Source organism: Patescibacteria group bacterium (assembly GCA_028692545.1).
Taxonomy (GTDB): domain Bacteria; phylum Patescibacteriota; class Patescibacteriia; order UBA1558; family S5-K13; genus STD2-204.
This window is the reverse complement of sequence record JAQUXC010000005.1, coordinates 37,010-62,216: the sequence shown is the minus strand read 5'-3', so window position 1 is coordinate 62,216 and position 25,207 is coordinate 37,010. Positions and strand designations below refer to the sequence as shown.

General features: G+C 26.9%; 27 protein-coding genes, 2 tRNA genes and 1 pseudogene. 7 read left to right on the top strand and 23 right to left on the bottom strand.

Annotated features, from left to right (window positions below; all coding sequences use genetic code 11):
* Positions 1–125: 125 nt before the first annotated feature.
* Positions 126–1,211 carry a peptide chain release factor 2 gene (prfB, locus tag PHZ07_03040; GenBank protein ID MDD3284545.1) on the bottom strand — a complete coding sequence of 362 codons (1,086 nt, stop codon included), beginning with the start codon at positions 1,209–1,211 and terminating at the stop codon, positions 126–128.
* A 108-nt stretch (positions 1,212–1,319) separates the two neighbouring features.
* On the opposite strand from prfB, the gene PHZ07_03035 reads away from it, so the two are divergent.
* Complete coding sequence (locus PHZ07_03035; GenBank protein MDD3284544.1) at positions 1,320–1,481, top strand: hypothetical protein; 162 nt, start codon at positions 1,320–1,322, stop codon at positions 1,479–1,481.
* Between the two features lie 72 nt (positions 1,482–1,553).
* Here the strand turns inward: PHZ07_03035 and PHZ07_03030 are convergent, their stop codons facing one another.
* The 11 genes from PHZ07_03030 to PHZ07_02980 form a co-directional block, all read right to left on the bottom strand.
* Positions 1,554–3,248, bottom strand: coding sequence for an NADH-dependent [FeFe] hydrogenase, group A6 (locus PHZ07_03030; GenBank protein MDD3284543.1), 1,695 nt, complete (start codon positions 3,246–3,248; stop codon positions 1,554–1,556).
* Between the two features lie 98 nt (positions 3,249–3,346).
* Entirely contained in the window at positions 3,347–4,426 is a 1,080-nt protein-coding gene (locus tag PHZ07_03025; GenBank protein MDD3284542.1) for an NADH-ubiquinone oxidoreductase-F iron-sulfur binding region domain-containing protein, read from the bottom strand.
* A gap of 153 nt (positions 4,427–4,579) precedes the next feature.
* Complete coding sequence (locus PHZ07_03020; GenBank protein ID MDD3284541.1) at positions 4,580–4,996, bottom strand: NAD(P)H-dependent oxidoreductase subunit E; 417 nt, start codon at positions 4,994–4,996, stop codon at positions 4,580–4,582.
* Complete coding sequence (locus PHZ07_03015; GenBank protein ID MDD3284540.1) at positions 4,975–5,523, bottom strand: hypothetical protein; 549 nt, start codon at positions 5,521–5,523, stop codon at positions 4,975–4,977. Before PHZ07_03015 ends, PHZ07_03020 begins: the two co-directional genes overlap by 22 nt.
* Positions 5,524–5,566: 43 nt before the next feature.
* Positions 5,567–6,664 carry a D-alanine--D-alanine ligase gene (ddlA, locus tag PHZ07_03010; protein ID MDD3284539.1) on the bottom strand — a complete coding sequence of 366 codons (1,098 nt, stop codon included), beginning with the start codon at positions 6,662–6,664 and terminating at the stop codon, positions 5,567–5,569.
* A 10-nt stretch (positions 6,665–6,674) separates the two neighbouring features.
* Positions 6,675–7,409 carry a class I SAM-dependent methyltransferase gene (locus tag PHZ07_03005; GenBank protein ID MDD3284538.1) on the bottom strand — a complete coding sequence of 245 codons (735 nt, stop codon included), beginning with the start codon at positions 7,407–7,409 and terminating at the stop codon, positions 6,675–6,677.
* Entirely contained in the window at positions 7,406–8,611 is a 1,206-nt protein-coding gene (locus PHZ07_03000; GenBank protein ID MDD3284537.1) for a glycosyltransferase, read from the bottom strand. Before PHZ07_03000 ends, PHZ07_03005 begins: the two co-directional genes overlap by 4 nt.
* Positions 8,612–8,614: 3 nt before the next feature.
* Complete coding sequence (locus PHZ07_02995) at positions 8,615–9,145, bottom strand: GNAT family protein (protein MDD3284536.1); 531 nt, start codon at positions 9,143–9,145, stop codon at positions 8,615–8,617.
* A gap of 1 nt (position 9,146) precedes the next feature.
* Positions 9,147–9,881: a glycerophosphodiester phosphodiesterase family protein gene (locus tag PHZ07_02990; protein ID MDD3284535.1), complete on the bottom strand. Its 735-nt coding sequence runs from the start codon at positions 9,879–9,881 to the stop codon at positions 9,147–9,149.
* 162 nt (positions 9,882–10,043) lie between these two features.
* A tRNA-Ser gene (locus PHZ07_02985) sits at positions 10,044–10,133 on the bottom strand.
* A gap of 169 nt (positions 10,134–10,302) precedes the next feature.
* A tRNA-Gln gene (locus PHZ07_02980) sits at positions 10,303–10,377 on the bottom strand.
* Positions 10,378–10,629: 252 nt separating this feature from the next.
* Here PHZ07_02980 and PHZ07_02975 point away from each other — a divergent pair.
* From PHZ07_02975 to PHZ07_02955, 5 genes are all read left to right on the top strand, one after another.
* Positions 10,630–11,115 (top strand): hypothetical protein, encoded by a 486-nt coding sequence (locus tag PHZ07_02975; protein ID MDD3284534.1) that lies wholly within the window; start codon positions 10,630–10,632, stop codon positions 11,113–11,115.
* Positions 11,116–11,119: 4 nt separating this feature from the next.
* The gene (locus PHZ07_02970; GenBank protein ID MDD3284533.1) at positions 11,120–11,737 is read left to right on the top strand and encodes an HAD hydrolase-like protein; all 618 of its coding nucleotides are present in this window, start codon (positions 11,120–11,122) and stop codon (positions 11,735–11,737) included.
* A gap of 126 nt (positions 11,738–11,863) precedes the next feature.
* Positions 11,864–12,787 carry an MliC family protein gene (locus tag PHZ07_02965; GenBank protein MDD3284532.1) on the top strand — a complete coding sequence of 308 codons (924 nt, stop codon included), beginning with the start codon at positions 11,864–11,866 and terminating at the stop codon, positions 12,785–12,787.
* A gap of 22 nt (positions 12,788–12,809) precedes the next feature.
* The gene (locus PHZ07_02960; protein MDD3284531.1) at positions 12,810–13,343 is read left to right on the top strand and encodes a class IV adenylate cyclase; all 534 of its coding nucleotides are present in this window, start codon (positions 12,810–12,812) and stop codon (positions 13,341–13,343) included.
* 37 nt (positions 13,344–13,380) lie between these two features.
* Complete coding sequence (locus tag PHZ07_02955; protein MDD3284530.1) at positions 13,381–13,707, top strand: hypothetical protein; 327 nt, start codon at positions 13,381–13,383, stop codon at positions 13,705–13,707.
* Between the two features lie 74 nt (positions 13,708–13,781).
* Here the strand turns inward: PHZ07_02955 and PHZ07_02950 are convergent, their stop codons facing one another.
* The 4 genes from PHZ07_02950 to murA all read right to left on the bottom strand — a co-directional run bounded on the left by PHZ07_02950 (position 13,782) and on the right by murA (position 18,619).
* Complete coding sequence (locus tag PHZ07_02950) at positions 13,782–15,485, bottom strand: CTP synthase (GenBank protein MDD3284529.1); 1,704 nt, start codon at positions 15,483–15,485, stop codon at positions 13,782–13,784.
* A 44-nt stretch (positions 15,486–15,529) separates the two neighbouring features.
* A complete protein-coding gene (gene rplI / locus PHZ07_02945; protein MDD3284528.1) occupies positions 15,530–15,982 on the bottom strand; it encodes a 50S ribosomal protein L9 in 453 nt (150 codons plus the stop codon).
* A gap of 91 nt (positions 15,983–16,073) precedes the next feature.
* Positions 16,074–17,327: a S41 family peptidase gene (locus tag PHZ07_02940; GenBank protein MDD3284527.1), complete on the bottom strand. Its 1,254-nt coding sequence runs from the start codon at positions 17,325–17,327 to the stop codon at positions 16,074–16,076.
* Between the two features lie 35 nt (positions 17,328–17,362).
* Positions 17,363–18,619 carry a UDP-N-acetylglucosamine 1-carboxyvinyltransferase gene (gene murA / locus PHZ07_02935; GenBank protein ID MDD3284526.1) on the bottom strand — a complete coding sequence of 419 codons (1,257 nt, stop codon included), beginning with the start codon at positions 18,617–18,619 and terminating at the stop codon, positions 17,363–17,365.
* An 83-nt stretch (positions 18,620–18,702) separates the two neighbouring features.
* Here murA and PHZ07_02930 point away from each other — a divergent pair, with 83 nt between their 5' ends.
* Positions 18,703–20,079 (top strand): PEGA domain-containing protein, encoded by a 1,377-nt coding sequence (locus PHZ07_02930; protein MDD3284525.1) that lies wholly within the window; start codon positions 18,703–18,705, stop codon positions 20,077–20,079.
* A gap of 259 nt (positions 20,080–20,338) precedes the next feature.
* Here PHZ07_02930 and PHZ07_02925 read toward each other — a convergent pair.
* From PHZ07_02925 to PHZ07_02895, 7 genes and pseudogenes are all read right to left on the bottom strand, one after another.
* A pseudogene (locus PHZ07_02925) lies at positions 20,339–21,040 on the bottom strand (sugar phosphate nucleotidyltransferase).
* Positions 21,041–21,159: 119 nt separating this feature from the next.
* On the bottom strand, positions 21,160–21,996 hold the full coding sequence (gene rfbD, locus PHZ07_02920) for a dTDP-4-dehydrorhamnose reductase (GenBank protein ID MDD3284524.1): 837 nt from the start codon (positions 21,994–21,996) through the stop codon (positions 21,160–21,162).
* Between the two features lie 41 nt (positions 21,997–22,037).
* Positions 22,038–22,667 (bottom strand): methyltransferase domain-containing protein, encoded by a 630-nt coding sequence (locus PHZ07_02915; protein ID MDD3284523.1) that lies wholly within the window; start codon positions 22,665–22,667, stop codon positions 22,038–22,040.
* Positions 22,668–22,712: 45 nt separating this feature from the next.
* Complete coding sequence (gene rfbB / locus PHZ07_02910) at positions 22,713–23,723, bottom strand: dTDP-glucose 4,6-dehydratase (protein ID MDD3284522.1); 1,011 nt, start codon at positions 23,721–23,723, stop codon at positions 22,713–22,715.
* A 17-nt stretch (positions 23,724–23,740) separates the two neighbouring features.
* Positions 23,741–24,088 carry a MazG nucleotide pyrophosphohydrolase domain-containing protein gene (locus tag PHZ07_02905; protein MDD3284521.1) on the bottom strand — a complete coding sequence of 116 codons (348 nt, stop codon included), beginning with the start codon at positions 24,086–24,088 and terminating at the stop codon, positions 23,741–23,743.
* A 3-nt stretch (positions 24,089–24,091) separates the two neighbouring features.
* Complete coding sequence (locus tag PHZ07_02900; GenBank protein MDD3284520.1) at positions 24,092–24,496, bottom strand: HIT family protein; 405 nt, start codon at positions 24,494–24,496, stop codon at positions 24,092–24,094.
* 129 nt (positions 24,497–24,625) lie between these two features.
* Positions 24,626–25,198: a hypothetical protein gene (locus PHZ07_02895; protein MDD3284519.1), complete on the bottom strand. Its 573-nt coding sequence runs from the start codon at positions 25,196–25,198 to the stop codon at positions 24,626–24,628.
* Between the last annotated feature and the right edge of the window lie 9 nt (positions 25,199–25,207).

The following is a 25,207-nucleotide window of genomic DNA, read 5'->3' as shown; positions in this document are numbered from 1 at the left end:
AATTTGGAACACTCCTTATGAATGGCTAAATTATTACAATTTTAAAAGAATACATTTAACCCTTAACGGACTTACTCCTCATGAAAAGTATTTAGAAAGTGTAACCCTTGACTGTTAACTGTACATTATTTTATTCTGAGTACGCTTTCTATGAAGTCTAGTATGTCGCCATCTAAAATTTTATCTACATTATCTGTTTCATATTTACTTCGCAAATCTTTTATCATTTTATATGGATGAAGTACATAAGATCTTATTTGATTTCCCCAAGCAGCTTCTTTTATTTCGCCTTTTATTTTTTTTCTCTCTTCTTCGGATTGCTCTTCATAATATTTTGTGAGTTTTGCTTTCAAGTATTTCATTGCTTGTTCTTTGTTTTGGGACTGAGATCTTTCATTTTGACATGTAACTACAATACCAGTTGGTAAATGTGTAATTCGTACTGCAGAGTCAGTAGTATTTACTCCTTGTCCTCCTTTTCCAGAAGCTCTATAAACATCAATTTTTAATTCATCATCTTTTATATTTATTTCAGTACTTTCTATTTCTGGAAATATTTCTATCATTGCAAAAGAAGTATGTCTTGCATGATCTCCATCAAATGGTGAAAGTCTTACTAATCTATGGACTCCGTCCTCTACTTTCATATATCCATAGACATAATTTCCGTTTATTTCTATTGTGACGCTTTTATATCCAACTTCTTCGCCACGTGATTCGTCTATTATTTTTGTATTCCAGTTCATTCTTTCACAAAATCTCAAATACATTCGAAGTAGCATTGAAACCCAATCTTGTGATTCTGTTCCACCAGCTCCTGCAAAAATAGTCATTATCACATTATTTTCACCATATTTTTCTTGAAAAAATAATGTAATTTCATTTGTTTTGAATTTTTTTTCAAGTTCATAGTATTTGTCAGTAATTTCTTTTAAAAGAGTTATATTTTTTTCATCTTTGTCTAAATTTGCTATTTCAAGAGTATCACTCGTTTCTTTACTTAAGAATTGCCAATTTTCCAATTGTTCTTTTATATTTTTTAATTTTTGAGATTTTTTTGTTGCATTTTCTTGATCATTCCAAAAATCTTTTTTATTCATTTCACTTTCAATAATTTCAATTTCTTTGGTAATTTTTTTTATATCAAAAAATGATATAGCATTTGCTATTTTTTTTTGGAGCTCTTTTATTTTTTCTATTATTTCGTCCATTTGATTTTTTTTATTTTAGAGTTAATATAAAAATATAAGACATATTCAATTTAACATAAAGAGTTTTTTCTAGCAAACAAGCAATTTAATGCTTGCAAGGAGGAAAAAATGAAAAACAAAACCAACTTCAAAGATGAAAAGAAGAAAAAACGCAAAAAGCAACAGACAAATGCGTTTGGAAACAGTGCTAACCAGAAAAAAGTTAAAAAACAAAAACATCATCGCCTCAAAAAAAGTCATACAAAATATGACAAAGGAGAAAAGGCATGAAAAGAATTAGTCACAATCAAAAAAAGGGTTTGCAAATTTTTACAAAAGCAAACCCTTTAATTTTATTTGAATTTATCTACTACATTTTGATCTATCATGGTAATTTGTGTGTAAATATTTGCGAGATTTTTCGCTCAGTGGTTTGTCTAAAAAAGTTTTGTAAAGCTCCATAATTTGTGGATTTTTGTGAGCTTGTCTTATTTTGAGGTTTTTGTCTTCTTTGTAAATAGCCTCTGATCTTTTTTTGATAATATCTCTAGTTGTTGGTTTTGGTTGTCCTCCACCTCCAATACATCCACCAGGGCATGCCATTATTTCAATAAAATGATATTTGTTTGGATTTTTTTTGATAGTTTCTATTACTTTTCTAGCATTTGATAGAGTGTGAACTATTGCTAAATTCAATTTTGTATCTCCTATTTTTATGCTAGTTTCTCTAATACCTTTATCTCCTCTTATAGATCTGAATTCTATTTTTGGATAATCATATCCAGTTAAAAAGTAATATGCAGTTCTTATAGCTGATTCCATTACTCCACCACTTGTTCCAAATATTGCACCACCTCCAGAACCTTTGCCCATTGGATTGTCAAATTCACTATCTTCTTCTTTACTCAAATCTATATTAAAACTTTTTATAAGTTTTGCTGCTTCTCTTGTAGTTATTACATAGTCAACATCTTTTACTCCATCTATTATCATTTCTTCTCGGCATGATTCATATTTTTTTGCAGTGCAAGGCATTATACTAACGAGAATAATATTTTTTGGATTTATTCCTACTTTTTTTGCATAATATGTTTTTAAAATTGCTCCAAACATTTGATGTGGAGATTTGCAAGATGATAAATGAGGAAGCATTTCTGGATAGAATGTTTCTATAAAATTTACCCAACCAGGACAGCATGATGTAATTTGTGGTAGTAATTTTTTGTTTTTTATTCTATCAATGAGCTCTGATGCTTCTTCCATGATTGTAAGATCTGCTCCAAAATTTGTATCGAAAATTTTATCAAATCCTACTTTTCGAAGTGCTGAAACCATTTTTCCAGTTACAAGAGATCCTGCTGGCATGCCAAATTCTTCTCCAATTGCAACTCTTATTGATGGTGCGGTTTGAGCTATGATATGATATTTTTTATCTTTTAATAATTTTTTTATATCTTCTATATATTCTTTTTCTTTTATTGCTCCTGTTGGACAAACAAGTGAGCATTGTCCACAACCAACACAAGTTGTTTCTATTAATTTTTTACCTAGAGATTTTCCTACTATTGTTCCATTTGCTCTTTTGGAATAACAAATTGCATTTACAGTTTGTAAGTCGCGACATTTTTGTACGCATCTTCCGCACATTATACATTTTGTAAAATCCATGACTATATCATGACAGGATTCATCAATTAATTCTGATGGTTTTGATTTGAATTTTAATTCATCTATATCTGGGAGTTCTTCAAGTGCGAGCCATTTTCTAAATTCTTCTTCTTTTTCGAAATTACAACCAATAAGTTGAGCATTTATTTTTCTTTGTTTTTTTATATTTTCTGTATTTGTTTGTATAATCATTCCATTAGAAACTTTGTTATTGCAACTTGTCATTATTTTTCCATTTGCTTCAACTATACAAATTCCACATCTTCCCTCTGGTTTCAAATCGGGATGATAACAAAGTGTTGGAATTTTTATTCCTGCTTTTTCTGCTGCTTCTAGAATAGTTATTCCATTTTTTACATTTATTTTTTTTCCGTCTATTGTTATTTGCATAGGAGTTATAAAGTTATAAAGTTTTATTGTTATAAAGTTTTATTGTTTATGTTTTCTTTATAACTTGCCCGTAGGAATGGTGCTTTATAACTAAGTATTTAATTTGTTAATTCTTGAAATTCATTTTCAAAATATTTAATAGCAGTTTTTAAATGTATTGTAGAGCTTTTACCAAGAGCACATTGGGATCCATTTGGTATAAAATCAACTAAATCTTTTATCATTTCAAACTCTTCTTTTCTCCATTTACGTTTTAGTATTACTTGAAATAATTGTAATAATCTAAAGTTTCCTTCTCTACAAGGAAGGCATTTTCCACAATTTTCATCATTAAAAAATTGAATTATTGATCTTGATATGTCTGGTATACTTCTTGATTTATTCAAAAATATAATTCCTGTTTCAAAATAGGCACCTGTTTTTTCTATTTCTTCATATGATAAAATTTGATTTTTATTAAATGGAATAACCCCTCCTGATGCACAAAAAAATATTGCCTTTGTATTTGTTGCTTTATATTTTTTTGCAATACTTCCTATTGTGATTCCTTGTTTTTCTTCATAGACACCTGGTTTTGCAATATCTCCTGATAGTGAAAAAAGCAATAAATCTTTATCAAAGTCATGCTCAAATATAAGGGGAAGTCTTGTAAGAGTTTCTATATTATTTACACAAGTTTTTTTGCCATATAAACCAAATTGTGATGGGTATGGTGGTTTTTGGCGTGACTCAGTTCTTTTTCCTTCAATACTGTTTAAAATTGCAGTTTCTTCACCACAAATATATGATCCAGCTCCAATTACGATATCTATATCAAATTCGTTTCTTTCGTTTATAATTTTTTGAAGTTTATCCTTAAATTCCTTATATTCTTCTCTTAAATATATAAAACATTTTTTTGCGCTGAGCGCATACATTGCGATATAAATTCCTTCTATTACTAATTCTGGATTATTTTCTAATATAAATCTGTCTTTGAATCTTCCTGGTTCACTTTCATCTGCATTACAGATCAAATATTTTGCAGGATTTGTCATTTGAAATTTTTTTCCAATAGAAAAATTTGCTCCACCTCTACCCATAAGTCCTGATTTTTTTATTTTTTGTATTAATTTTAGTGGAGACAATTTTTTTGCCTTTTCTAAATTTTTAAAATTTATTTTTCTTAGTATTTGCATGTTTTTAATTAAAAATCTTTTGTAATTATGAAGTCACCTCGACTGGAGTCTCACAAAATGGAGAGGTCTTGAAGTTAAATTTTCAGAACTACGAGATTTTTCGACTTCGTTCCTCCGCTCGAAATGACTACTTATTTATAATTTTTTGCTTTTCTATACTAATCCTTCTTTTTTAAATATTTGCTCTAATTTTTCCTCACTAACTTTTGTATAAATTTTATTATCTATCATCATAATAGGTCCTTTGTCGCATAAACTAAGACATTGACATGCTTCTATTATTACTTTACCATGTTCATTTCCAACTTTCACATTTAATATTTCAGATGCTTTTTTTATTAATTTTTCGCCATTTTTTATATGACAACTTGGGCTATCACAAATTTTTACTATTCTTTTTTTTGATTTGAATAAATTAAAATTTGCATAAGAAGAAATTGCTTCGTATATTTCAGCATCAGATTTGTGAAATTCAGTTGCAACATTTTTTATATCTTGTTCAGATATAAAACCATTTTTGTCTTGAATTTCGTGAAAACTATTTATTATTAATTTTTCTTTTTTAGCCATTTTTCTGTTTTTAATTCAAAAAATATTATTATTCCCGCTATCATTGCTGTAACAAATTGCATATAACCCATACTTACCAAAAATATTTTTGGTAGTATATTTAAACTAAAAAGCAAAAATGTTATAGAAAACAAAAATGTTGTTTTTAAAAATGTTGATAATACAATTGCTCTAAAATAATTTTTGTCTGCAAATTTTTTAATAATATAAGTAAGAATATAATTTGATATCCAAATAAATGGAATAAGATAAATTATAAAATTTGTAAGATTTCCGAATAATATTCCTGATGCTAGTACTCCAAGTGATGGAAATATGCTAAGAGCTATTAATTTGTTTTGCTTCAAAGTCAAAGCTCCTTTTATAAGCATCATATTTACTATAATCCCAATTAACATTTGAGGATGTCGCAATATTATTGGTGTAAAAAATGCTATAAGAGATAATCCAATAAATATAAAAGTTTCAGATATTGCTCCACTTATATTGTTTGTTATATTTTTATTTTTTGTTATTACTTTTTCCATAGTGTTTTTAATTATAATTTATAGCTTTATTATAGCATATTAATTAATCAAAAGTAGTTTTTATCTTTTTACTATTTTCAAATCTTTCAATCGCTAGTTGTATTAGATTGTCTATGAGTTTTTTTTGTGGAATTCCAGTTTGTTCCCATAGTTTTGGATACATTGATATTTTTGTAAATCCAGGAATTGTATTTACTTCATTTATTACAATTTTTCCATTTTTCGTAAGAAACATATCAACTCTACTCATTCCTTCACAAACTAGTGTTTTATAAGTTTGTATTGCTAAGCTTTGAACTTTTTTTAGAGTTGTTTTGTTTAATTTTGTAGGAGCTTTTAAAATAGCTCCTTTCTCATCAATATACTTCGCCTTGTAAGAATAAAATTCATCTACAGAAATAATTTCTCCAATCAAAGATGCACGTGGTTTGTCATTTCCAAGTACTGCGCATTCTATTTCTCTGCCACTGATAAATTCTTCAATTAATATTTTGTTGTCATATTTAAATGCTTCATTTATTCCATTTTTGAAGTCTATTTCGTTTTTAACTTTACTTATTCCAACAGAAGATCCTGCATTTGCTGGTTTTACAAACAAAGGCATGCCTAATTGTTTTTTTATATCACTAAACTTTATTTTTGATTTTTCATAATTTTTAAAAACAATAAACTTTGAATTTGGAATTTTTGCTTCAGTTAATAATCTTTTTGTGATATCTTTATCCATACAAATTGCAGAGCCTGTCATATCAACTCCTACAAATGGAAGATTTAATAATTTTAGCATTCCTTGAACTGTTCCATCTTCACCAAATGTTCCGTGTAATACTGGAAATACTGCATCAATTTTTCCAATAGATTTTTTATCCTTTAATCTTATTATTTGGTTATCATATTTCCCAACTATTATAGCAAGCGGTACTTCTGATTTTATAAGTTTTACTTTTTTTGGATCATTTGGATTTATAAGATAATTGTTTTTGTCGCACAAAAACCATTCGCCATTTTTATCAATTCCTATAAGAATTGTATTATATCTTGCCTTGTCTATTGAATTTATAATATTTTTTGCAGAAATGAGTGATATTTCGTGCTCTGCGGATTTTCCACCGAAGAGTATTGCTATTGTTTGTTTTTTCATATAATTAAAATTAATTTTTTTTAGAAATAGATATAAGACCAATTCCATAATTTGTTTTAATAAAAAGTTTATCTAATAGAAATATTTTTCCGATAATTTTTATTAATAATGAATGTTTATTGTATTTTCTAGTCTGTATATTTTTTCTATAATTTTTAGTAAGAAACCAATATATTCTTAGAAATGGAAATCCATAACAAATTAGATTTATGGGTTTAAATTTGTTTTCTTTTAATTTATCATTTAAATATTTTTTAGTATATCTTCTTTTGTGTTGCGCTTGTTCATCAGAATAATTCCATAATTTAGGATCATAAGGAACGCTTAATATAAGAATTCCATTATTATTTAATAATGTGTATATTTTTTCTAAAAATAAATTTTCATTTTCAATGTGTTCTAAAACTTCACTCATAAATATTAAATCATATTTAGAATTACCTTCAATTTTTAATAAATCATCGCATATAAATTTGTAAGATTTATATTTTTGTTTCAATTTTTCTATAGCATAATCAGACAGATCTAATCCGGTATAATCTATATTATATTTCTCAAAAGTTTTTATATAATCTCCAGTTCCACATCCTAAGTCTAAAATTTTGACACTAACTTTATTGTTTAATATTTTTTTGATTTGTTTGTCTAATAATTGTTTTCTAACTAAATAAGTTGGTGATCCAGAGTTGTGACCTGAGTCCCAAATTTTATGCAATTCATTATAAATTTCTTTTTCTTCTTTCATTTTAATAATTCTTTATATTTTTTAGAAATAATTTTCCAATTATAATTATTTTCAATTTTAAGTATTGAATTTTTAATTAATTTTTCTCTGTAGTCTTTATTATCTAGTAATTCTATAACATATTTACTTATCTCTACAGAATTATGTTGTTTTATCATTATTCCAGTTTTTTCATGATCAAGTATATCATAATTTCCATCTAAATTTGTTCCTATTAATACAGATCCAGAAGCCATAGCTTCCATGTATGTTACTGGTAATCCTTCTCTATCTCCATTTTTAGTAATGATTGATGGACCTATAAATATATCAGCTGTTGCATAATATTTTGGTAATTCTAAATTATGAATCGCTCCAGTAAAAATAATATTATTTTCTAAATTTAATGTTTTTGATAATTTTTCTAATTTGTTTTTTTCTTCTCCGTTTCCAATTATTAATAATTTTGTTGTAGGAAATTTTTCTATTATTCTTGGCATTGCTTCAATTAAATATTTTATTCCTTTTTTTTCGCTTAATCTACCTACAAATAATAAAAATGAACCATTGATATTATATTTACTTTTTATTTCTTCTGAATAGTTTTTGGGATTAAATATATCAAGATCAACCCCCATAGGTAAAACTTCAGTATTTATTTTACTTCCAATTTTTAAAGCTTCATTTTTTATAGCATTACTTACAACTGTTAGTCTTGTGCAATTATTTAATATCCATTTTTTTAAAAAATTAAATTTTTGTAAACCAAAAATATCCGCACCATGACTTGTGCATAGTATTTTGATATTTTTATTTATAATTTTTTTATACAAAACGGCAACAAATCCTTGTGGAATTATCCAATGTGCATGAATGGTGTTTATTTTTTCTTTTTTTACTATCTTTTTTATGGCTAAAAATTGAAATAATAAAAAGAATGGTATTTGTAAATAAAATAATTTATTTTTTTTTAAATTTGGGAGTATTGCTCCATCTGATAGATTATTTTTTGAGTTAAACCAGTATTTATACCTATATATATCCATTCCATCAATTTTTTCGTATTTTTTTGAGCCAGTTGAGTACGGAGCTAAAATAAATATTTGAAAATCATCTACTAGTCTTTTGGATAATTCATAGACGAATGGTGGTGTTGTATCCATTTCCCATTTTGGAAAAGTTGATGTTGTTATTAATATTTTTTTCTTATCATTATCTGACATATTTTATTTTCTAAATTCATTTTTTAATAATCCAAAAACATGAATATCCATCCACTTATTATTTTTTAATATTTTTTTTCTAAGTATTCCTTCACATTTAAAGCCATTTTTTTCCAAAACTTTCATAGATACAATATTTGGATGCATTACAGTAGCTTGTATTCTTTGAAGTTTTAGATTTTTGAAAGCATAATTTATGATTAGTTTTGTAGCTTCTGTCATTATTTTATTTCCCCAATATTTCTTTCCAAGCCAATATCCCAAAACAGCGCTTTTGTTTTTTTGATTTATTTCATCAAGTCCTATCCCACCAATTATTTTTCCTGATTTTTTGTCCTGTATTCCAAGATTTAATTTTGTATCTTTTCCTATTTTTTGTTTTTTAATAAAATCAATAGCATCTTTTTTAAAATATGGATAAGGTAATCTTTGTGTGTATCGTGCTATTAATTTATCATTTATATTTTCTACAATAGAATCTACATCAGAAATTTTCATTGGTCGGAGATTTATTTTATTGCCTTTTATTTGCATATTATTTTGATTTAATGTTTTTTAAAAATTTGTCTGGATAATTTGTAAATATTCCATCAACTTTTATTTTTTTCATTTTTTCAAAATCATCTTTTTCATTTACAGTCCAAACATATATTTTGAAATTATTTTTATGTGCTAGATTTACAAATTTTTCATTTACACATTTTAGTCCTGGGTGAATTGAATAAAGTTTTTCTTTTTTTGCAAATTCTATAATTTCAAGTGATGTTTTTTTAATACAGATTGCTGTTTTTATTTTTTTTGTAAATTTTTGAAATTCTATTATTTCTTTTTTACTAAATGAAGATATTAGAAAATCACTATATTTCCATTTTTCTTCTTCTATCTGTCTTTTTATAATTTCAAATACTGGTTTTGCAGTGTTTTTACCTTTTAATTCTATATTTACTTTGCATTTTCTGTCTATTAAATTAAGAGCTTCTATAAGTGTAGGAATTTCTTGTCCAATTGAACGGGATGTACTAGTTGAGCTCTTTATATTATTTTTTATTTTTAAACCTTTTAATTCTTTTAATGTCTTATTCCAGATATAACCACTTCCATTTGTAGTCCTATTTAGTGTGTCGTCGTGTATTATTACTATATCCTCACTTTTACACTTATAAACGTCAAATTCAATCATTTTTAAGCCAAATTTTATAGCTTTTTCAAAAGAAACCAGTGTGTTTTCTGGTTCATGACCCATTGCGCCTCTGTGACCTATTATTAACATTAATATATTTTATCATAAAATATAAAAAAATACTCTTTTGATTTTAAAAAAACAAAAATCCATATGTATATGGATTTGTCATGGCGAGCCAGAACGGATTCGAACCACTAAGGTCGCCCTTCTCTCATAGGTAAAAGGGTTGACACCGATACTAAATTGTGTTGGCGGAGAGAGAGGGATTCGAACCCCCGGAACCCGTTAAGGCTCAGTAGTTTTCAAGACTACCCCATTCGACCACTCTGGCATCTCTCCGTGTTTGATATTAATTTTTGTATTTTTAAATGGAAATCATGAGTGAGTCCCATATTGCGGAACGAATTGAATATCCTTATATAAACTTAGGACATCCAATAAGACATATTTATAAAAAATGTATTAATTTAATAAATAGATATTTTGACACCCTGAGTTTGTCGAAGGGTGGCTGGGTCGGTAGGGTTCGAACCTACGAATGACGGGATCAAAACCCGTTGCCTTACCACTTGGCTACGACCCAATGTTCAATAAAATTTAAATGTACTTTGGATGAGATATGAAACCACTTTTGCCTACCTACCGTAGCCTTTTAACTCTCGAAGCTTTAGCTAAAGAAATAGCAAAGGTAGGGCTACGACCCAATAATAAAAAATGTTATCATATTTAGATGAAAATGTCTATATCAAAAGTTAAATAATGTTGTGTTTGGTGTCTGTTTCTTATTTGATGTATAATAAAAACATTATTAATAAACGGTAGGGCAAGTAAAAATATGAATGAACAAATAGTAAAATCTACTGGTTGTTGTGAACCATTTAGTCTAGAACTATGGCAAGAAAAAGAAATAATCTGGAATGATAAAATTTTTGTCAAAGATCATGTTGTCAGTTTTTTTCATATTCCTCTTGGTATGGGAAATAAAATTGTAAAAAATATGCATTTAATTGAAAAAGCTGATGCTAAAATGCATAATCAAATTATGATAACTGATGAAAAATCGCTTTGGGGTGCTGATCTTTACATTGATGTTACAAAAGATGTACCAGGTGCACAAATGACAAAACTAACGGGTATATTTTTGACAAAAGTTTTTGAAGGATCATATCAAAATGTTCCAAAATGGATAAAGGAAATGGAAGAATATGTAAAAAATAAAAACAAAGAAATAAAAAATATATATTTTTACTATACAACCTGTCCAAAATGTGCAAAAGTATATGGAAAGAATTATATAGTACTTTTGGCGCAAATAAATTAAATTTATGATAAAAAATATAATTTTTGATTGGTCTGGGGTAATAAATGACTCTGCTGAGAATAATCTTTTGGTAACAAATGAAATATTAAAAGAATTTGGCGCACGAGAAATATCTATAGAAGAATTCAAAAATACTTGGGAACAACCATATATACGTTTTTATAATATATATTTACCAAATATAACAGTGGAAGAAGTACGAAATTCTTACAAAAAATATTTTTTGAAATATCTAAAAGCAAAATTATATCCAAAAATTGATGAAGTTATAAAAGATTTTAAAACACAAGGATTGCAAATGGCCATTCTCAGTTCTGATTTACCAGAAATACTTTTATCCGAAATGAAAAGTTTTGGATTGGAAAATGAATTTGTTGATATGATAGCTGATGCTCATGACAAATCAGAAGGACTTAAGGATTTGATAAAGAGAAATAATTTCAAAATAGAAGAAACAATTTTTATCGGAGATTCAAATCATGAAATACAGGAAGGAAAAATTGTAGGGGTAAAAACTGGTGCTGTGACTTGGGGGTTTTCCACCAAAGAGAGACTTGAATCTCTAAAACCAGATTTTTTGATAAATAATCTAGATCAATTAAAAAATATTATAAATCAATAATTTTTGTTTTGAGGGTATAATAAAAAATATATATTAAATAATGAGTAAATCTATGAAACCCATTATATAAATATAATTATCTAATTAGTAATTTCAATTAATTAACAGTATTTTAAAAATAAATATATGAGAAAAAATATATCTAATAGGTTAAATAAAAAATTATTACGTATAATTGTAATTGTATTAGTTTTGGTATTTGTTGCTTTGGGAATTTATATTTTTACAAAATCAAATCAAAATTCTGTAATAAGTCCTTCTCATATAAAAATAATTAAAGAAGTGAATTATTACTGTCAAGAAGGACTTTTAAAAGCAGATTATAATATAACTGAAAACACTACAAATACAGTAGATTTAACTTTAAAAGATGGAAATATAATTACATTATTTCAAACAATTTCTGCATCTGGTGTTCGTTATGAACTCGGATCAATAGTATTTTTCAGTAAAGGTGATAATGCATATCTTACAGAAAATAATATTAAAACTTATACAAATTGTGTATCTGGAAATATTAAATTTGATAAAATTTCAACCAGTACAAGTATATTTATTGATAATTCTGAAATATTTTCATTTTCATTTCCCAGTGAATTTGTATTGTCAGGTGGAGAAATTGGATATAGTCAAAATTGGGCACAGCAATCTACAAATTTGGGACTTGTACTTGCGCAAATTGTCATTCCTAGAGAATTTATACAAAGTACAAATTTTTCTGAAGCAAAATTTACAGTTGGCGTAAGTGCTGACACTGATGCAGTTAAAAATTGTTTAATATATAATTTGGGAAATTCTACAAGTACAACAAAAGCTACAATAAATAATCATGAATTTACAAAAATCAGTTTCGCTGACGCAGGAGCTGGAAATTTTTATGAGACTACAACTTATAGAACAATTTATAATGATGAGTGCTATGCAATTGAATACACAATTCACTCAACAAATATAGGAAATTATTCTCCTGATCAAGGAATTATAGAATTTGATAAAGTAAAAATTACAGAAATTTTTGAAAAAATTGTAATGAGTTTTAACTTTTTGTAAAAAAATAAAGAGTTTTAAATATATGAAACATACAAATATAGAAATCAAAGCAAAGTGTATAAATCAAGATAAAATAAGAGATATTCTTAAATCATATGATGCAAAATTTATTGGTACAGATCACCAAATAGATACATATTTCAAAGTTTCAAAAGGCAGATTGAAGCTTAGAGAAGGAAATATTGAAAATCATTTGATATTTTATGAACGTGAAGATAAAAGTGGTCCAAAACAATCAAATGTAACTTTTTGTGAATTTCAAAAAGATTCAGGACTTAAAAAAGTATTAGAGAAATCATTAGGAGTATTGGTAGTAGTCGATAAACAAAGAGAAATATATTTTATAGATAATGTGAAATTTCATTTGGATACTGTGAGTGGACTTGGAACTTTTGTAGAGATAGAGGCAATTGATGGTGATGATGGTATTGTTGGAGAAAATTTACTTGAGCAATGTAATAAATATTTAGAAATATTAGGAATAAAAGAATCAGATCTTCTTGATAGTTCTTATAGTGATCAGATTTTGGAAAAATTAAATAATTTTTTAAATTAGATTTTAAAATATTAATTAAAATAGGATTAAAAAATTTATGAAAAAAGTTATTCTTTCAATTGTGTTGTTGTTTATGGTTTTTACTTTGAGTGCGTGTTCTTCCAAAAAATATGTTGAAAAACAAGATGAATTTTCTACAAGTACAGTAAAAATTATAGAAAATAAAGCTTCTAATGATTGTGGAGCTGCTTGCGATAAGTATGTAAAAAATTGTTTGACCTTAGTTCCAAATGCAAATGAAGCATTTTTTACTGAAGGACATGAGTCTTGTTTAAAAGAATGTAAAAATTGGGATAGTGAAAAAGTTGATTGTATGATAAATGCTATTGATTGTCCCTCTATGACAGAAGTTTGTGGATTGTAGATTAATAACAAAGTATTAATTTTATAAAAAATCTCCAGGCCAAATGGCCTGGAGATTTTTATTGTAATATATTTTTATTTGTTTTTGTATTCAGAAGAAGCTTTCATAAATTCCATAAATAAAGGATGTGGAGAAAGTGGTCTTGATTTATATTCTGGATGTCCTTGAGTAGCTATAAAGAATGGATGTTTTTTCTTTGGAAGCTCTATTATTTCTACAAAGAAATTATCTGGAGAAGTGCCTGAGAATATCATTCCAGCTTTTTCTAATATTTCCCTATACTTATTATTGAATTCATATCTATGTCTGTGTCTTTCAGATATTTTCAAATTATTATCTTTCATCTTTTTACCCTCATTGTGTTTTATGTAGCATTGATAGGCAAGAGTATTTTTTTTTATTATACAATCAAATCCACCAAGTCTCATAGATGTTCCTTTACCTTTTATAGTTTGATATTTTTCTTCCATTGGAATGTCATGAATAATATGATTTTTTGATTTTGGATTTATTTCACTTGATGAGGCATCACTCATATTTATTACATTTTTTGCATATTCTATACAAGCTAATTGCATTCCAAAACAAAGTCCTAAATATGGTATTTTGTTTTCTCTTGCATATTGTATGGTTTTTATTTTTCCTTCTGTGCCTCGTGATCCCCAACCTATTGGCACTATTATTCCTGAGGCATCATTTTTTATAAGTTTTATTCCATGTTTTTCTATTTCTTCACTATTTATAAATTTTATCTTTACATTCAAGCTGTTGTGCCATGATGCATGATGAATTGCCTCTATAAGAGATGCGTATGAATCAAGTAGTTCAAAATCTCCTGTTGAAATATATTTTCCTATTACATATATAATTATTTCTTTTTTGTGATCTATCCTTATTAATTTATTTAATTGTTTCCATTTACTTATATTCAAGGTTTTTAGATTTAAATTTAATTTTTTGAGTATTTTGAAGTCAAATTTTTGTTTTTCAAATAAAAGTGGGAGCTCATAAATATTATCCAAATCAGGTGCCATAATAACATTATCACCAGCTATTCCGCATTTTAATCCTAATAGATATCTTCTTCTTTTATCTATTGTCATATTTCCACGAAGTACAAGAAAATCAGGAAGTATTCCCATAGACATGAGAGTTCTTACGGACATTTGAGTAGGCATTGTTTTTGGTTCGCCAAGATGATTTGGAATAGGAACATAGGTGACATGAATATTTATTACATCTCTTGGATTTTCTGTTTTCATTATTCTACAAGCCTCATAATACAACATATTTTGATATTCTCCAGCAGTTCCACCAAGTTCTATTACTACAATTTCTTTTCCCTTTGCAACTTCTTTTATGCGTCCTATTATTTCATTTGATACATGTGGAATTGCCTCTACATCTTCACCATTGTAGCCAAATGATCTTTCACGTTGAATTACAGTATTATAAATTTGACCCATTGTTGTAAAGTTTTTTTGACCCATTTCTTCATTTAGAAATCTTTCATAAGTTCCAAGGTCCATATCTGCCTCAAGTCCATCTTCACACAAAAATGGATCTCCATGCTCTATTGGATTTATTGTTCCAGAATCCAAATTTATATAATTTTCACATTTCAAAACACCTACAGAATATCCTCTACTTTTCAAAAGTAAACCTATTGATGCTGCAGTTACTCCTTTTCCAAGACCTGAAAGTACACCACCGGATACAAATATATATTTTGCATTAATTGATTTTGTTTTGTTTGTTATCTTTTTTGTATTTTCCATAGGATGTTTTTTAAAGTTTTTGAGCTTAGTCGGGTTAAACTCGATCAGCTCGATTTATTTTTTATTGTTACTTTTAAAAAAGGTGTTTCATTATTTGATAATTTGATTGGTATTTTGTGTTCACCAATATTTTTTATATGGTGAGGTAAATCTATTTTATTTTTATCTATATCTAACTTATGTTTTTCTTTTAGTATTTTACTTATTTCATTGCTATCTACACTACCAAACAAGTGTCCTTCATCATTTGCCTTTTCTTCAATTATTATATTTAGAGATTGAATTTTTTTTGAGAGTTTTTCTATAATTTCTTTTTCTTTATCTTTTTCTTTTTGATTTTTTATATTTTTTGATTTTACTTCTTCTAATTTTTCTCGTGTAACTGGTATAGCAAATTTTTTAGGAAATAAAAAGTTTATAGCATAACCGCTTGATACATCTTTTATGTCATTTTTTTTATTTTTTGAATCTAGGTCTTTTATAAATATTACTTTCATATATTTAGCTATTAGCTGTCAGCATTAAGCTTTCAGCAGATTTATTATTTATCTGTATTTATCCTAATAGCTAACAGCTAAAAGCTGATCGCTATTTCAATAATTCTATTGCTTTGTCCATTTGTGGGTCTCTATCCGCATTATAGTCTTCCGCAGTCAATTCTATTGTTATATCAGGTTCAATTCCTTCTTCATTTATAGATCTATCTTTTGGTGTGAGCCATTTTGCTATTGTAAGTTTTACAGAAGATCCATCACTTAATTGTGTAAGATCTTGGACACTTCCTTTTCCGAATGTTTTTTCTCCTACAATTTGAGCTATTTCGTAATCTTGTAATGCTCCTGCGACTATTTCAGAAGCAGATGCAGATCCTCCATTTACCAAAACTATAGTTTTTTTGTTTTTAAGTTTTGCTTGCCCACTTGCAGAATAGTTTTGCATCTTTTCTTTGTTTTGTGATTGTTCTTTTACTATTACTCCATCCTCTATCCAATAACTTGAAATTTTTATTGCTGTTGATAAATATCCTCCAGGGTTATTTCTAAGATCTAATATAATAGAATTTACATTTTTATTTAATACTTCATTTACTGCATTATCAAATAGTTTTTCTGTATCTTGATTGAAATGTGTGATTTGTATGTATCCTATATTATTTTCCCTTGTAGTCCATTTTACACTTTCATAATGTATTTGATCTCGGTTAATTTTGATAGTTTCTTCTTCATTATTTTTGTGTAGAACTTTTAATATAACCTCAGTGCCTTTATCCCCTCTTATCATAGAAACAGCTTTGCTGAGTGAAATTCCAGTAGTGTCAAAATCATCTATTTTTAATATAATATCCCCTGCTTTTATCCCTGCCTTTTCTGCTGGACTATCTGAAAGAGGTGCTACAACTGTTAATTTATCATTTTTAATTCCAATTTCAGCTCCTATGCCTTCAAATTTGCCCTCTAATTCATCATTGAAGTCACTTGATACATCTGGTGGTAAAAATACAGAATAAGGATCTTTTAGTGATGCTACAAGACCAGCTTCAGCGCCATAGAACATTTCTGAATCAGTAATATCTTGGTTTATATATTTTTCTCTTATAAGATCCCAGACTTCCCAAAAAAGTTTGAAATTTACATCTTTTGAAAGATAATTTGATTTATCAGCATCTTTGTTTAACAATCTGCCTATATTTCCATTTGGGTTTTTTTCAATATTTGTAGCGCCAGTTATAACACCAATAAAAAAGCTAATAATTATCACTGAGATAATAATAATTATATTTATAGTTTTCTTTTTTTCTAAAACTTTTTTTTGTTTATTTAATAAATAAAAATCTTCTATCATAAATTTATTTTATCAAAAAATATTTTTTATTTTGATTAGTTTATTCTTTTTATTTTTGCTCCTAATTTATTTAATCTCTTATCTATATTTTCATATCCTCTATCTATTTGTTCTATATAATCTATTTCTGTTTGTCCATTCGCAATAAGCCCTGCTATAAGCATTGCAAGCCCCGCCCTTATATCTGGACTTTCTACTTTTTTACCATATAATTTTGAAGGACCATTTATTACAGCTCTGTGTGGATCGCAAAGTACAATACTGGCACCCATTCTAGAAAGTAAATCTGTAAAAAATAATCTACTTTCATATATTGTTTCATGAACAAGGCTCATACCATTCGCTTGAGTAAGAAGTATTGTAAAACAACTTTGTAAATCTGTAGGAAGTCCTGGATATTCATGAGTTGTAATATTTTCTGATTTTAATTTATTGACTTTTAATATTTTTATATAATTTTTTCCAATCTCCATAGCAACCCCCATTTTTTGTAATAATTTTATTGGCACCTCTAAATGTTTTGGATTACAATTTTTTATTTTTATCAAACTTTTTGTGGCAACACCTATACATAAGAAACTGCCAGCTTCTATTCTATCTGGGATAATTGTAAATTCTGTTCCATGAAGTTTTTTTACTCCAGTTATAATTATATTGTTTGTTCCTGCACCATTAATTTTTGCACCCATATTATTTAGAAATTCTGCCAAAGCTTCTACTTCTGGTTCACATGCTGCATTTACTATTTCTGTTGTTCCTGGAGTAAGAACTGCTGCGAGTATCAAACTTTCTGTCCCAGTATGACTTATTTGTGGGAAAATATATTTTGATCCTTTGAGTCCATTATTTATAAATTTATAATTTAATCCGTCTTCTACTATTTCTACCCCAAGAGTTTGAAAAAAATCTATAAAAAAATCTATAGGTCTTTTTCCTATTACACAACCTCCAGGATGAGGAATACTCACTTCTTTGAATCTGTGGAGAAGTGGAGCTACAAACATCAAAGATGCTCTGATTTTTTTTGCCAAATCCAGATTGAAATTTTTTGGATTTATATTTTTTGCTTCTATTTCAAAAGATGAATTGCCTATTTTTTTTATATCAGCACCCAAACTTTTTAATATATCGAGTGATAAATTTACATCTATTATATTTGGTACATTGTGTATTGTAACCTTATCGCTTGTAAGAAGTATTGCCGGAATAATTTTTAGAGCATTATTTTTTGCTCCTTTTACTGATATTTCGCCAGATAATTTAGTATTGCCTTGAATAATAAACTTGGACATATTATATTTATATTAGTAATTATTATTGATAATTTTACTAGAAAAAGATAATATACACAATAGCTTATATTTTAATATAAATTATGAAAATAAATATTTGGGTCAGAAGAATTTATTTGGTTTTAATAGTTTTTATTTTTTTGTTGGTATCTACTTTTTTAATATCTCTAGCATTGGGATATAAATATAGTTTTTCAAAACATAAATTTGAAAAAACAAGTATTTTGTATATAAAATCATATCCAAAAGATGCCACTATAACATTAAATAGTAAGAATTACAGCAATTCAACTCCTGCTAGAATTACACATTTAAATCCAGATTTGTATGATATAAAAGTTTCAAAAGCTGATTATCAAACATGGGAGAAACAATTTCTTGTAAGACCAGATGAGTCTATTTTTATAGAAGATATATCTTTGTTTTTACAAAAACCAGAATCAGAAATTTTGAAATCAGGAAGTTTTGAAGAATTGTCAATATCTCCAGACAAAGAAAAACTTTTATTTTATGATAAGGATAATGATGAGCTTAGTTTTTTTAGTATTTCTGATAATCAGATAATATCCGTTGAAAGAAATATAGGAAATATTGAAAAAAATATTTGGTCATCTGATAATCAAAAAATACTTTTAAAAATAAATGAATCTACAGACTTTTTACCTGTGAAATATAGTTCATTGAATCAAAATGCTGAATATTTTGTTTCATTTACGTTTTTAAATTCTCCTATTTTAAGATTGAGTGATTATATAAAATTTGATATCAAAGAATGTGTTTGGGATAAATTTGATTCTAGTTTGTTGTATATTACCGATTCAAGTTTAAATTTATATTCATTTAATATAGATAAAAAAGTTTTGAAATTAATGAATATTAAAAACGTTTCAGCTGTAAAACCAGAGAAATCAAAAATATTTTATGCATCACAAGAGAATGGAATTACAAATTTTTATGTATTTGATATAGATAAAAATCAAAATGAAAAAATATTTAGTTTTGAAAATACAAACAATTATGAATTTTTGTTACCACATAGAGATTATTTTTGTTTGTTTGATACTGATATGAAAATTTTATATTTAATAGATCCTAATTTGGATAAATATCTTGTAAAAACTTTTTATGGTATAAATAGTGTTGATTGGGATTTGTATAATAGAATTCTTTTATTAAAAAATGATTATGAAATATCTTATTATGATTTAGAAACAAATGAACAAAGTATTGTAAATAGGTTTAGTACAAAAATTTTAGATGCTTTTTGGCATAGAAATAATAATCACATATTTTATAGTCTAGATAATAAACTATATGTTATAGAAATGGATAATAGAGATAAAAAAAATGTATTTGATTTAAGCTCTATAAAATCTTCGAATATATTTTTAGCAAACAAAAAGGGTAATATTTTGTATCATATTACCCCAGAAGGACTTATAAAAGAAACTATACAATAATTTATTTTGAATAATAATTATTTATATCAAAAGTATCTCCAGTGTACCCTTCATCATCATCTTTTACTATATTTTCAAGTGTTAAATTTTCTGGTTCATATGCTTTTTTGTAACCAGATTTTTTTGGTTTTTCAGAAGCTTCTTTTGCTGTATTTTTTACTATTTTTAATGTATCATTTATTATTTCTTCAGTTATATCTCTAATTTTTTGTTTTTGGTCTTCTGATATTATGCTTTTTTCTATTGGTTTATCATTTGCAACCATATTATTGGCATCAAGCCAGCTGTCAATAGATTCTCCGCAATCACCCCACCAACCCTTTAAAACACTGTATTTCATAGTACCTTGTTTTATATAAAAATTATTTACATCCGTAATTTCAAGCTCACCTCTTCCAGAAGGTTTTAGTGTCTTTATAATATCCCAAACTTGATTATCATACATATATACACCAATTACAGCTAAATCACTTATAAATTCTTGTGGTTTTTCTATAATTTCTACTATTTTTTCATCTTCTACTTTTGCTACACCATATGAACTTGGATTGTCTACTTGTTTTAGAAATATTCTTCCCCCAAGAGTGACTTTTTTAAATTCTTCTACTGCTTCTGTAATATCATCTTGTAAGATATTATCTCCAAGATATACTACAGCTTTTTCATTATCTACAAAGTTTTCTGCTAGCCCTAATGCTTGTGCTATCCCACCAGCTTCTTCTTGAATTGCATATGAAAAATGAGCTCCATATTTTTGCCCTGAACCAAGTAGCTCTAAAAAGTCTCCAGCATGACCTTTTCCAGAGATTATCATAATATCTTTTATACCAGCCTTTATAAGTGATTCTATAGGATAAAGAATCATTGGTTTGTTGTAAACTGGTAATAAATGTTTATTTGTTATTTTTGTTAAAGGATATAATCTAGATCCAGTTCCACCTGCTAAAATAACACCTTTCATATATTTAATATTATTTTTAAATTATTAAGTATCTTAACACATTTTTTTGAATTTGCAAGTGGAAAAATAAAACACCACGTCCGACGTTTTTAACGTCGGACGTGGTGTTTTGAATTGTTTTATTTTAAATATTCCTTTATTGCCTCATGCCAACTTCTGAGTTTTGGAAATTTTGTATTTACCAGTATTGCATTTATTGGTCTTTCAACTTTTGATGGATATGCACTATAACTAATAGGGCTTGTTTTTGTATTTATTCCTTTAATTTTAAATATTTCATTTGCAAATTCATAAGGAACTGTAGCATCTTCATTTGTCATATGATATATTCCGCATGGATATTTTTCTTCAATCAAGGTTTTTATTCCATTTGCTAAATCCTTTGTAAAAGTAGGTTTACTAAATTGGTCATTTACCATATTTAATTCATCTCTTTCACCCGCCAATTCTATAATTCTATCTACAAAGTTTATTCCTCTTTCTTTACCTCTTTGTAAGTTGTGTCCATAAAGCCATGAACTTCTTACAATATAATACATTTTACAATTTTCTTGTATTAATTTTTCTCCCAGTGCTTTCGACTTCCCATATTCATTTATTGCACTTGTAATTGCATCTTCGCTGTATCCATTTATATCTTTTCCATCAAAAACATACTCAGTGCTAATTTGTAAAAGTATTATAGATAATTTTTTACATATTTTTGCCAAATTTCCAGGAACTTCTCCATTTATAAGATTTGCTATTTCAGGACTTTCTTCTGCTTTATCTACATCCGTAAAAGCTGCACAATTTATTATTAATTCTGGATGTAATTTTGTAATTTCTTCTTCAGTTTTTGTAAAGTCAGTCAAATCTAATTCTTCTTTGTCTAGTAAAATTAGATCGTGATTTGATAATATTTCAGAAATGTCTTTTCCAAGCATTCCTTTTGCACCGGTTATGAGTATTTTCATATTTTTGTAATTATTAATTATTTTTTATTAAATAAATAAATTTAAAATTTTATACACTTTTCAAATATTAAGCATTCGGCATTATGTTTTTTTGTTCCAAATTTTTTATTAATAGAAAAAACAAAATTAAATCTATGTTTTAAAGCCAAACCTTTTAATATTTTTATAATTTTTTCTGGATCATGATTATAAACTTTAGCCTCAGTTATATATGAATTTCTGACTTTACCTAACTCTGGTTCAAATATATATGTAATTATTAAGAAGTTGGAAATTTTTTGTAGAGTCAATAAATACTTATTCAATTTCTTTGGGCTAATTTGATGAAGATTTAGCCAATCAAAAATATTTGAGTTTAAAAATCTGTTTTGATCAAGTTTTTCTGTTTCAATTTTATAAAAAACTATATTAGAAAATTGTTTTTTAGCAATTTTAATAGCCGTACTTGAGATATCTGTACCAATTATATCATTAAAACCTAAATTTTTAATAAACTTTACTGTTTCCCCTGTTCCGCATCCGGGAATAAGTAATTTTTTATTTTTATCTAATTTATTAATGTTTGCAATAATTATTTTTGGAATTTTTATATTAAACCATGGTAACTGATTTGAAGGATGTTTGCTATATACTTTATTCCAATACTGCTCAATGATATTTTTATTAGACATGATAAATATGATTAGTGACAATTTGAATTATAAATTAAAAATTATTTATTTTCTATTTACATACTGATTTTCGTAATACTTTTGATAATCACCTGATTTTATTTCTCTCCACCAATACTCGTTGTCTTCATACCATTTTAGAGTTTGCTTTAATCCATCTTCAAAACTAATTTGAGGTTTCCACCCCAATTCATTTTGAATTTTTGAAGAATCAATTGCATATCTAAAATCATGACCCAATCTATCTTGAACATATTCAATCATTTCTTCATCTTTTCCAAAATGTTTCAAAATCAAATGTACAATATCAATATTTGTTTTTTCGCAGTCAGCTCCTATACAATATGTACTTCCTATTTTTCCATTGTGAAGAATCAAATCTACAGCACTAGAGTGATCATCAACATGAATCCAATCTCTAATATTTAACCCTTCTCCGTACACAGGTACTTTTTTTCCTTCTATTAAATTTGTGGCAAAAAGTGGAATAAATTTTTCAGGGAATTGATATGGGCCATAATTATTTGAACAATTTGATATTGTAATAGGAAGTGCAAATGTGTGATAATATGCTCTTACAAGGTGATCTGAGGCCGCTTTTGATGCCGAATAAGGACTTTTTGGGTCATAGATGGTATCTTCATTGAATTTAGAATCATTTGGCTTCAAAGCCCCAAATACTTCGTCAGTTGAAACATGGTGAAATCTATTAATTCTAAGCTCTTTTGCAATTCGAAGAAGTACATTTGTTCCAAGTATGTTTGTTCTTACAAAAGTATCTGGATCCATAATTGATCTATCAACATGACTCTCTGCAGCAAAATGTACAACAGTATCACAACCAGTCATTGCATTTTTTACATCATTTTCTTCTGCAATATCTCCTTTTATGAATTTATAATTTGGGTTATTTTCTATGCTTTTTAAATTATTCAAATTTCCAGCATAAGTAAGTTTATCAAAATTTACTATTTTATAATCCGGGTATTTTTTCATCATATAATAGATGAAGTTCGTACCTATAAAACCCGCACCACCTGTTATAAATATTTTCATATTTTTAAAATTATTTTTTAATATATTGTTATTTTTTTGTTAGTTGTTTTTTCCCACACTCTTTTTTTATTTATTTCTTCTTTTCTTCTTAGTGCTTTTTCCAAATCAATATTATATCTATTTGCTATTTCACATAAATAAATTAGCACATCTGCTAATTCATTTTCTATCATGTATTCCGTAGATTTTTTGTCAACTTTTATTCCAATTTGTTTTCTAACTGCTTTGAATAATTCTCCAACTTCTTCGCCTAATAAAAGACATTTTTGTATAACATGTTCTTTTACAAAACCACGTTCAGTTTCCATTTTTTCTACATATTTTTGAATTTCTTTTAAAGTTGGTTTTGATTTTAATTTAAGCATAAATTAAATATTATTTTGAATTTTTTTTGATATATTTTCTAATTCTTCTTGATTCATAGTTTTGTTTTCCCAATTAGCCAAATTATCGTCATTAAATCTAGGAATTATATGAAAATGTGTATGGAATATGATTTGTCCAGCCTCTTTTCCATTGTTTAATCCAATATTAAAAGCATCTGCATTTAGAGATTTTTTTATCTTTGGTGCTATTTTGTATATTACATTTATTAACTTTTCAATTTCTTCTATAGGTGTGTTTAGGAATGTATCATAATGTTTTTTTGGTACAACAAGAGTATGTCCCTCATTTATAGGATTTATATCTAGAAATGCCAAGCAATCATCATCTTCATAAATTTTTAATGATGGAATTTCTCCTTTTATAATTTTGCAGAATACACAGTCCATATTTTTAATTATTTAATGAAGAATTTTGCCCTCGGCCATGAGCTCGGGCCGAATGGAATGATGAATAAATTATTTAATTAGTGAATTATGAAATTTATTTAAAATTCAGCAATCAAAATTTAAAATTGTTTATTCCCATCCTGGTTTAAATGTTTTTATAAACCATTTTTCAATAATTGTAAGTATTAGCATTGTTATAGAAAATATAAACCATTCCTTTATATATGTTGAATTAAAGAATTTATCATTTATAAAAGCAAGAACAAGAGAAATTAGAGCTGCACCCCAATAATCTGTTGGTAATCCTAAAAACCATTTGCTATGCCAAAAAATATGATCACCCTTGAAATTTTTTATTGTAAAATGTGGATTTATTATAAACCATAAATAATCCCATATTACAACAAATATAAGGAAGATACATAATATATCTAATTCTTTTGCCATATTCCAATTAACCCCAAAGAAAAATGGTAAATGAAATATAAGAGCTACAAAAGTAAACATAAATAAATGATATCCAGTTAACTCTTTTCCGCTCATTATTTTTTTGTATGTTTTTGCGTACCATTTTTTTGGATCTGGGCGCCATGTCGGAATATTTTTTGCCCAACCATTTCCTGCTTCTATTTGTACTTCAAGTGCTGCTAGAACTGTTGCTAGTACAAATATATATATTGCTTTTATAATTATTATTATCATTTTTTTGTA

Coding starts and splice junctions, on each gene's coding strand:
- prfB (MDD3284545.1), bottom strand. CDS start 1,211: ATGGACGAAATAATAGAAAAAATAAAAGAGCTCCAAAAAAAAATAGCA.
- PHZ07_03035 (MDD3284544.1), top strand. CDS start 1,320: ATGAAAAACAAAACCAACTTCAAAGATGAAAAGAAGAAAAAACGCAAA.
- PHZ07_03030 (MDD3284543.1), bottom strand. CDS start 3,248: ATGCAAATAACAATAGACGGAAAAAAAATAAATGTAAAAAATGGAATA.
- PHZ07_03025 (MDD3284542.1), bottom strand. CDS start 4,426: ATGCAAATACTAAGAAAAATAAATTTTAAAAATTTAGAAAAGGCAAAA.
- PHZ07_03020 (MDD3284541.1), bottom strand. CDS start 4,996: ATGGCTAAAAAAGAAAAATTAATAATAAATAGTTTTCACGAAATTCAA.
- PHZ07_03015 (MDD3284540.1), bottom strand. CDS start 5,523: ATGGAAAAAGTAATAACAAAAAATAAAAATATAACAAACAATATAAGT.
- ddlA (MDD3284539.1), bottom strand. CDS start 6,664: ATGAAAAAACAAACAATAGCAATACTCTTCGGTGGAAAATCCGCAGAG.
- PHZ07_03005 (MDD3284538.1), bottom strand. CDS start 7,409: ATGAAAGAAGAAAAAGAAATTTATAATGAATTGCATAAAATTTGGGAC.
- PHZ07_03000 (MDD3284537.1), bottom strand. CDS start 8,611: ATGTCAGATAATGATAAGAAAAAAATATTAATAACAACATCAACTTTT.
- PHZ07_02995 (MDD3284536.1), bottom strand. CDS start 9,145: ATGCAAATAAAAGGCAATAAAATAAATCTCCGACCAATGAAAATTTCT.
- PHZ07_02990 (MDD3284535.1), bottom strand. CDS start 9,881: ATGTTAATAATAGGTCACAGAGGCGCAATGGGTCATGAACCAGAAAAC.
- PHZ07_02975 (MDD3284534.1), top strand. CDS start 10,630: ATGAATGAACAAATAGTAAAATCTACTGGTTGTTGTGAACCATTTAGT.
- PHZ07_02970 (MDD3284533.1), top strand. CDS start 11,120: ATGATAAAAAATATAATTTTTGATTGGTCTGGGGTAATAAATGACTCT.
- PHZ07_02965 (MDD3284532.1), top strand. CDS start 11,864: ATGAGAAAAAATATATCTAATAGGTTAAATAAAAAATTATTACGTATA.
- PHZ07_02960 (MDD3284531.1), top strand. CDS start 12,810: ATGAAACATACAAATATAGAAATCAAAGCAAAGTGTATAAATCAAGAT.
- PHZ07_02955 (MDD3284530.1), top strand. CDS start 13,381: ATGAAAAAAGTTATTCTTTCAATTGTGTTGTTGTTTATGGTTTTTACT.
- PHZ07_02950 (MDD3284529.1), bottom strand. CDS start 15,485: ATGGAAAATACAAAAAAGATAACAAACAAAACAAAATCAATTAATGCA.
- rplI (MDD3284528.1), bottom strand. CDS start 15,982: ATGAAAGTAATATTTATAAAAGACCTAGATTCAAAAAATAAAAAAAAT.
- PHZ07_02940 (MDD3284527.1), bottom strand. CDS start 17,327: ATGATAGAAGATTTTTATTTATTAAATAAACAAAAAAAAGTTTTAGAA.
- murA (MDD3284526.1), bottom strand. CDS start 18,619: ATGTCCAAGTTTATTATTCAAGGCAATACTAAATTATCTGGCGAAATA.
- PHZ07_02930 (MDD3284525.1), top strand. CDS start 18,703: ATGAAAATAAATATTTGGGTCAGAAGAATTTATTTGGTTTTAATAGTT.
- rfbD (MDD3284524.1), bottom strand. CDS start 21,996: ATGAAAATACTCATAACCGGTGCAAAAGGAATGCTTGGAAAAGACATT.
- PHZ07_02915 (MDD3284523.1), bottom strand. CDS start 22,667: ATGTCTAATAAAAATATCATTGAGCAGTATTGGAATAAAGTATATAGC.
- rfbB (MDD3284522.1), bottom strand. CDS start 23,723: ATGAAAATATTTATAACAGGTGGTGCGGGTTTTATAGGTACGAACTTC.
- PHZ07_02905 (MDD3284521.1), bottom strand. CDS start 24,088: ATGCTTAAATTAAAATCAAAACCAACTTTAAAAGAAATTCAAAAATAT.
- PHZ07_02900 (MDD3284520.1), bottom strand. CDS start 24,496: ATGGACTGTGTATTCTGCAAAATTATAAAAGGAGAAATTCCATCATTA.
- PHZ07_02895 (MDD3284519.1), bottom strand. CDS start 25,198: ATGATAATAATAATTATAAAAGCAATATATATATTTGTACTAGCAACA.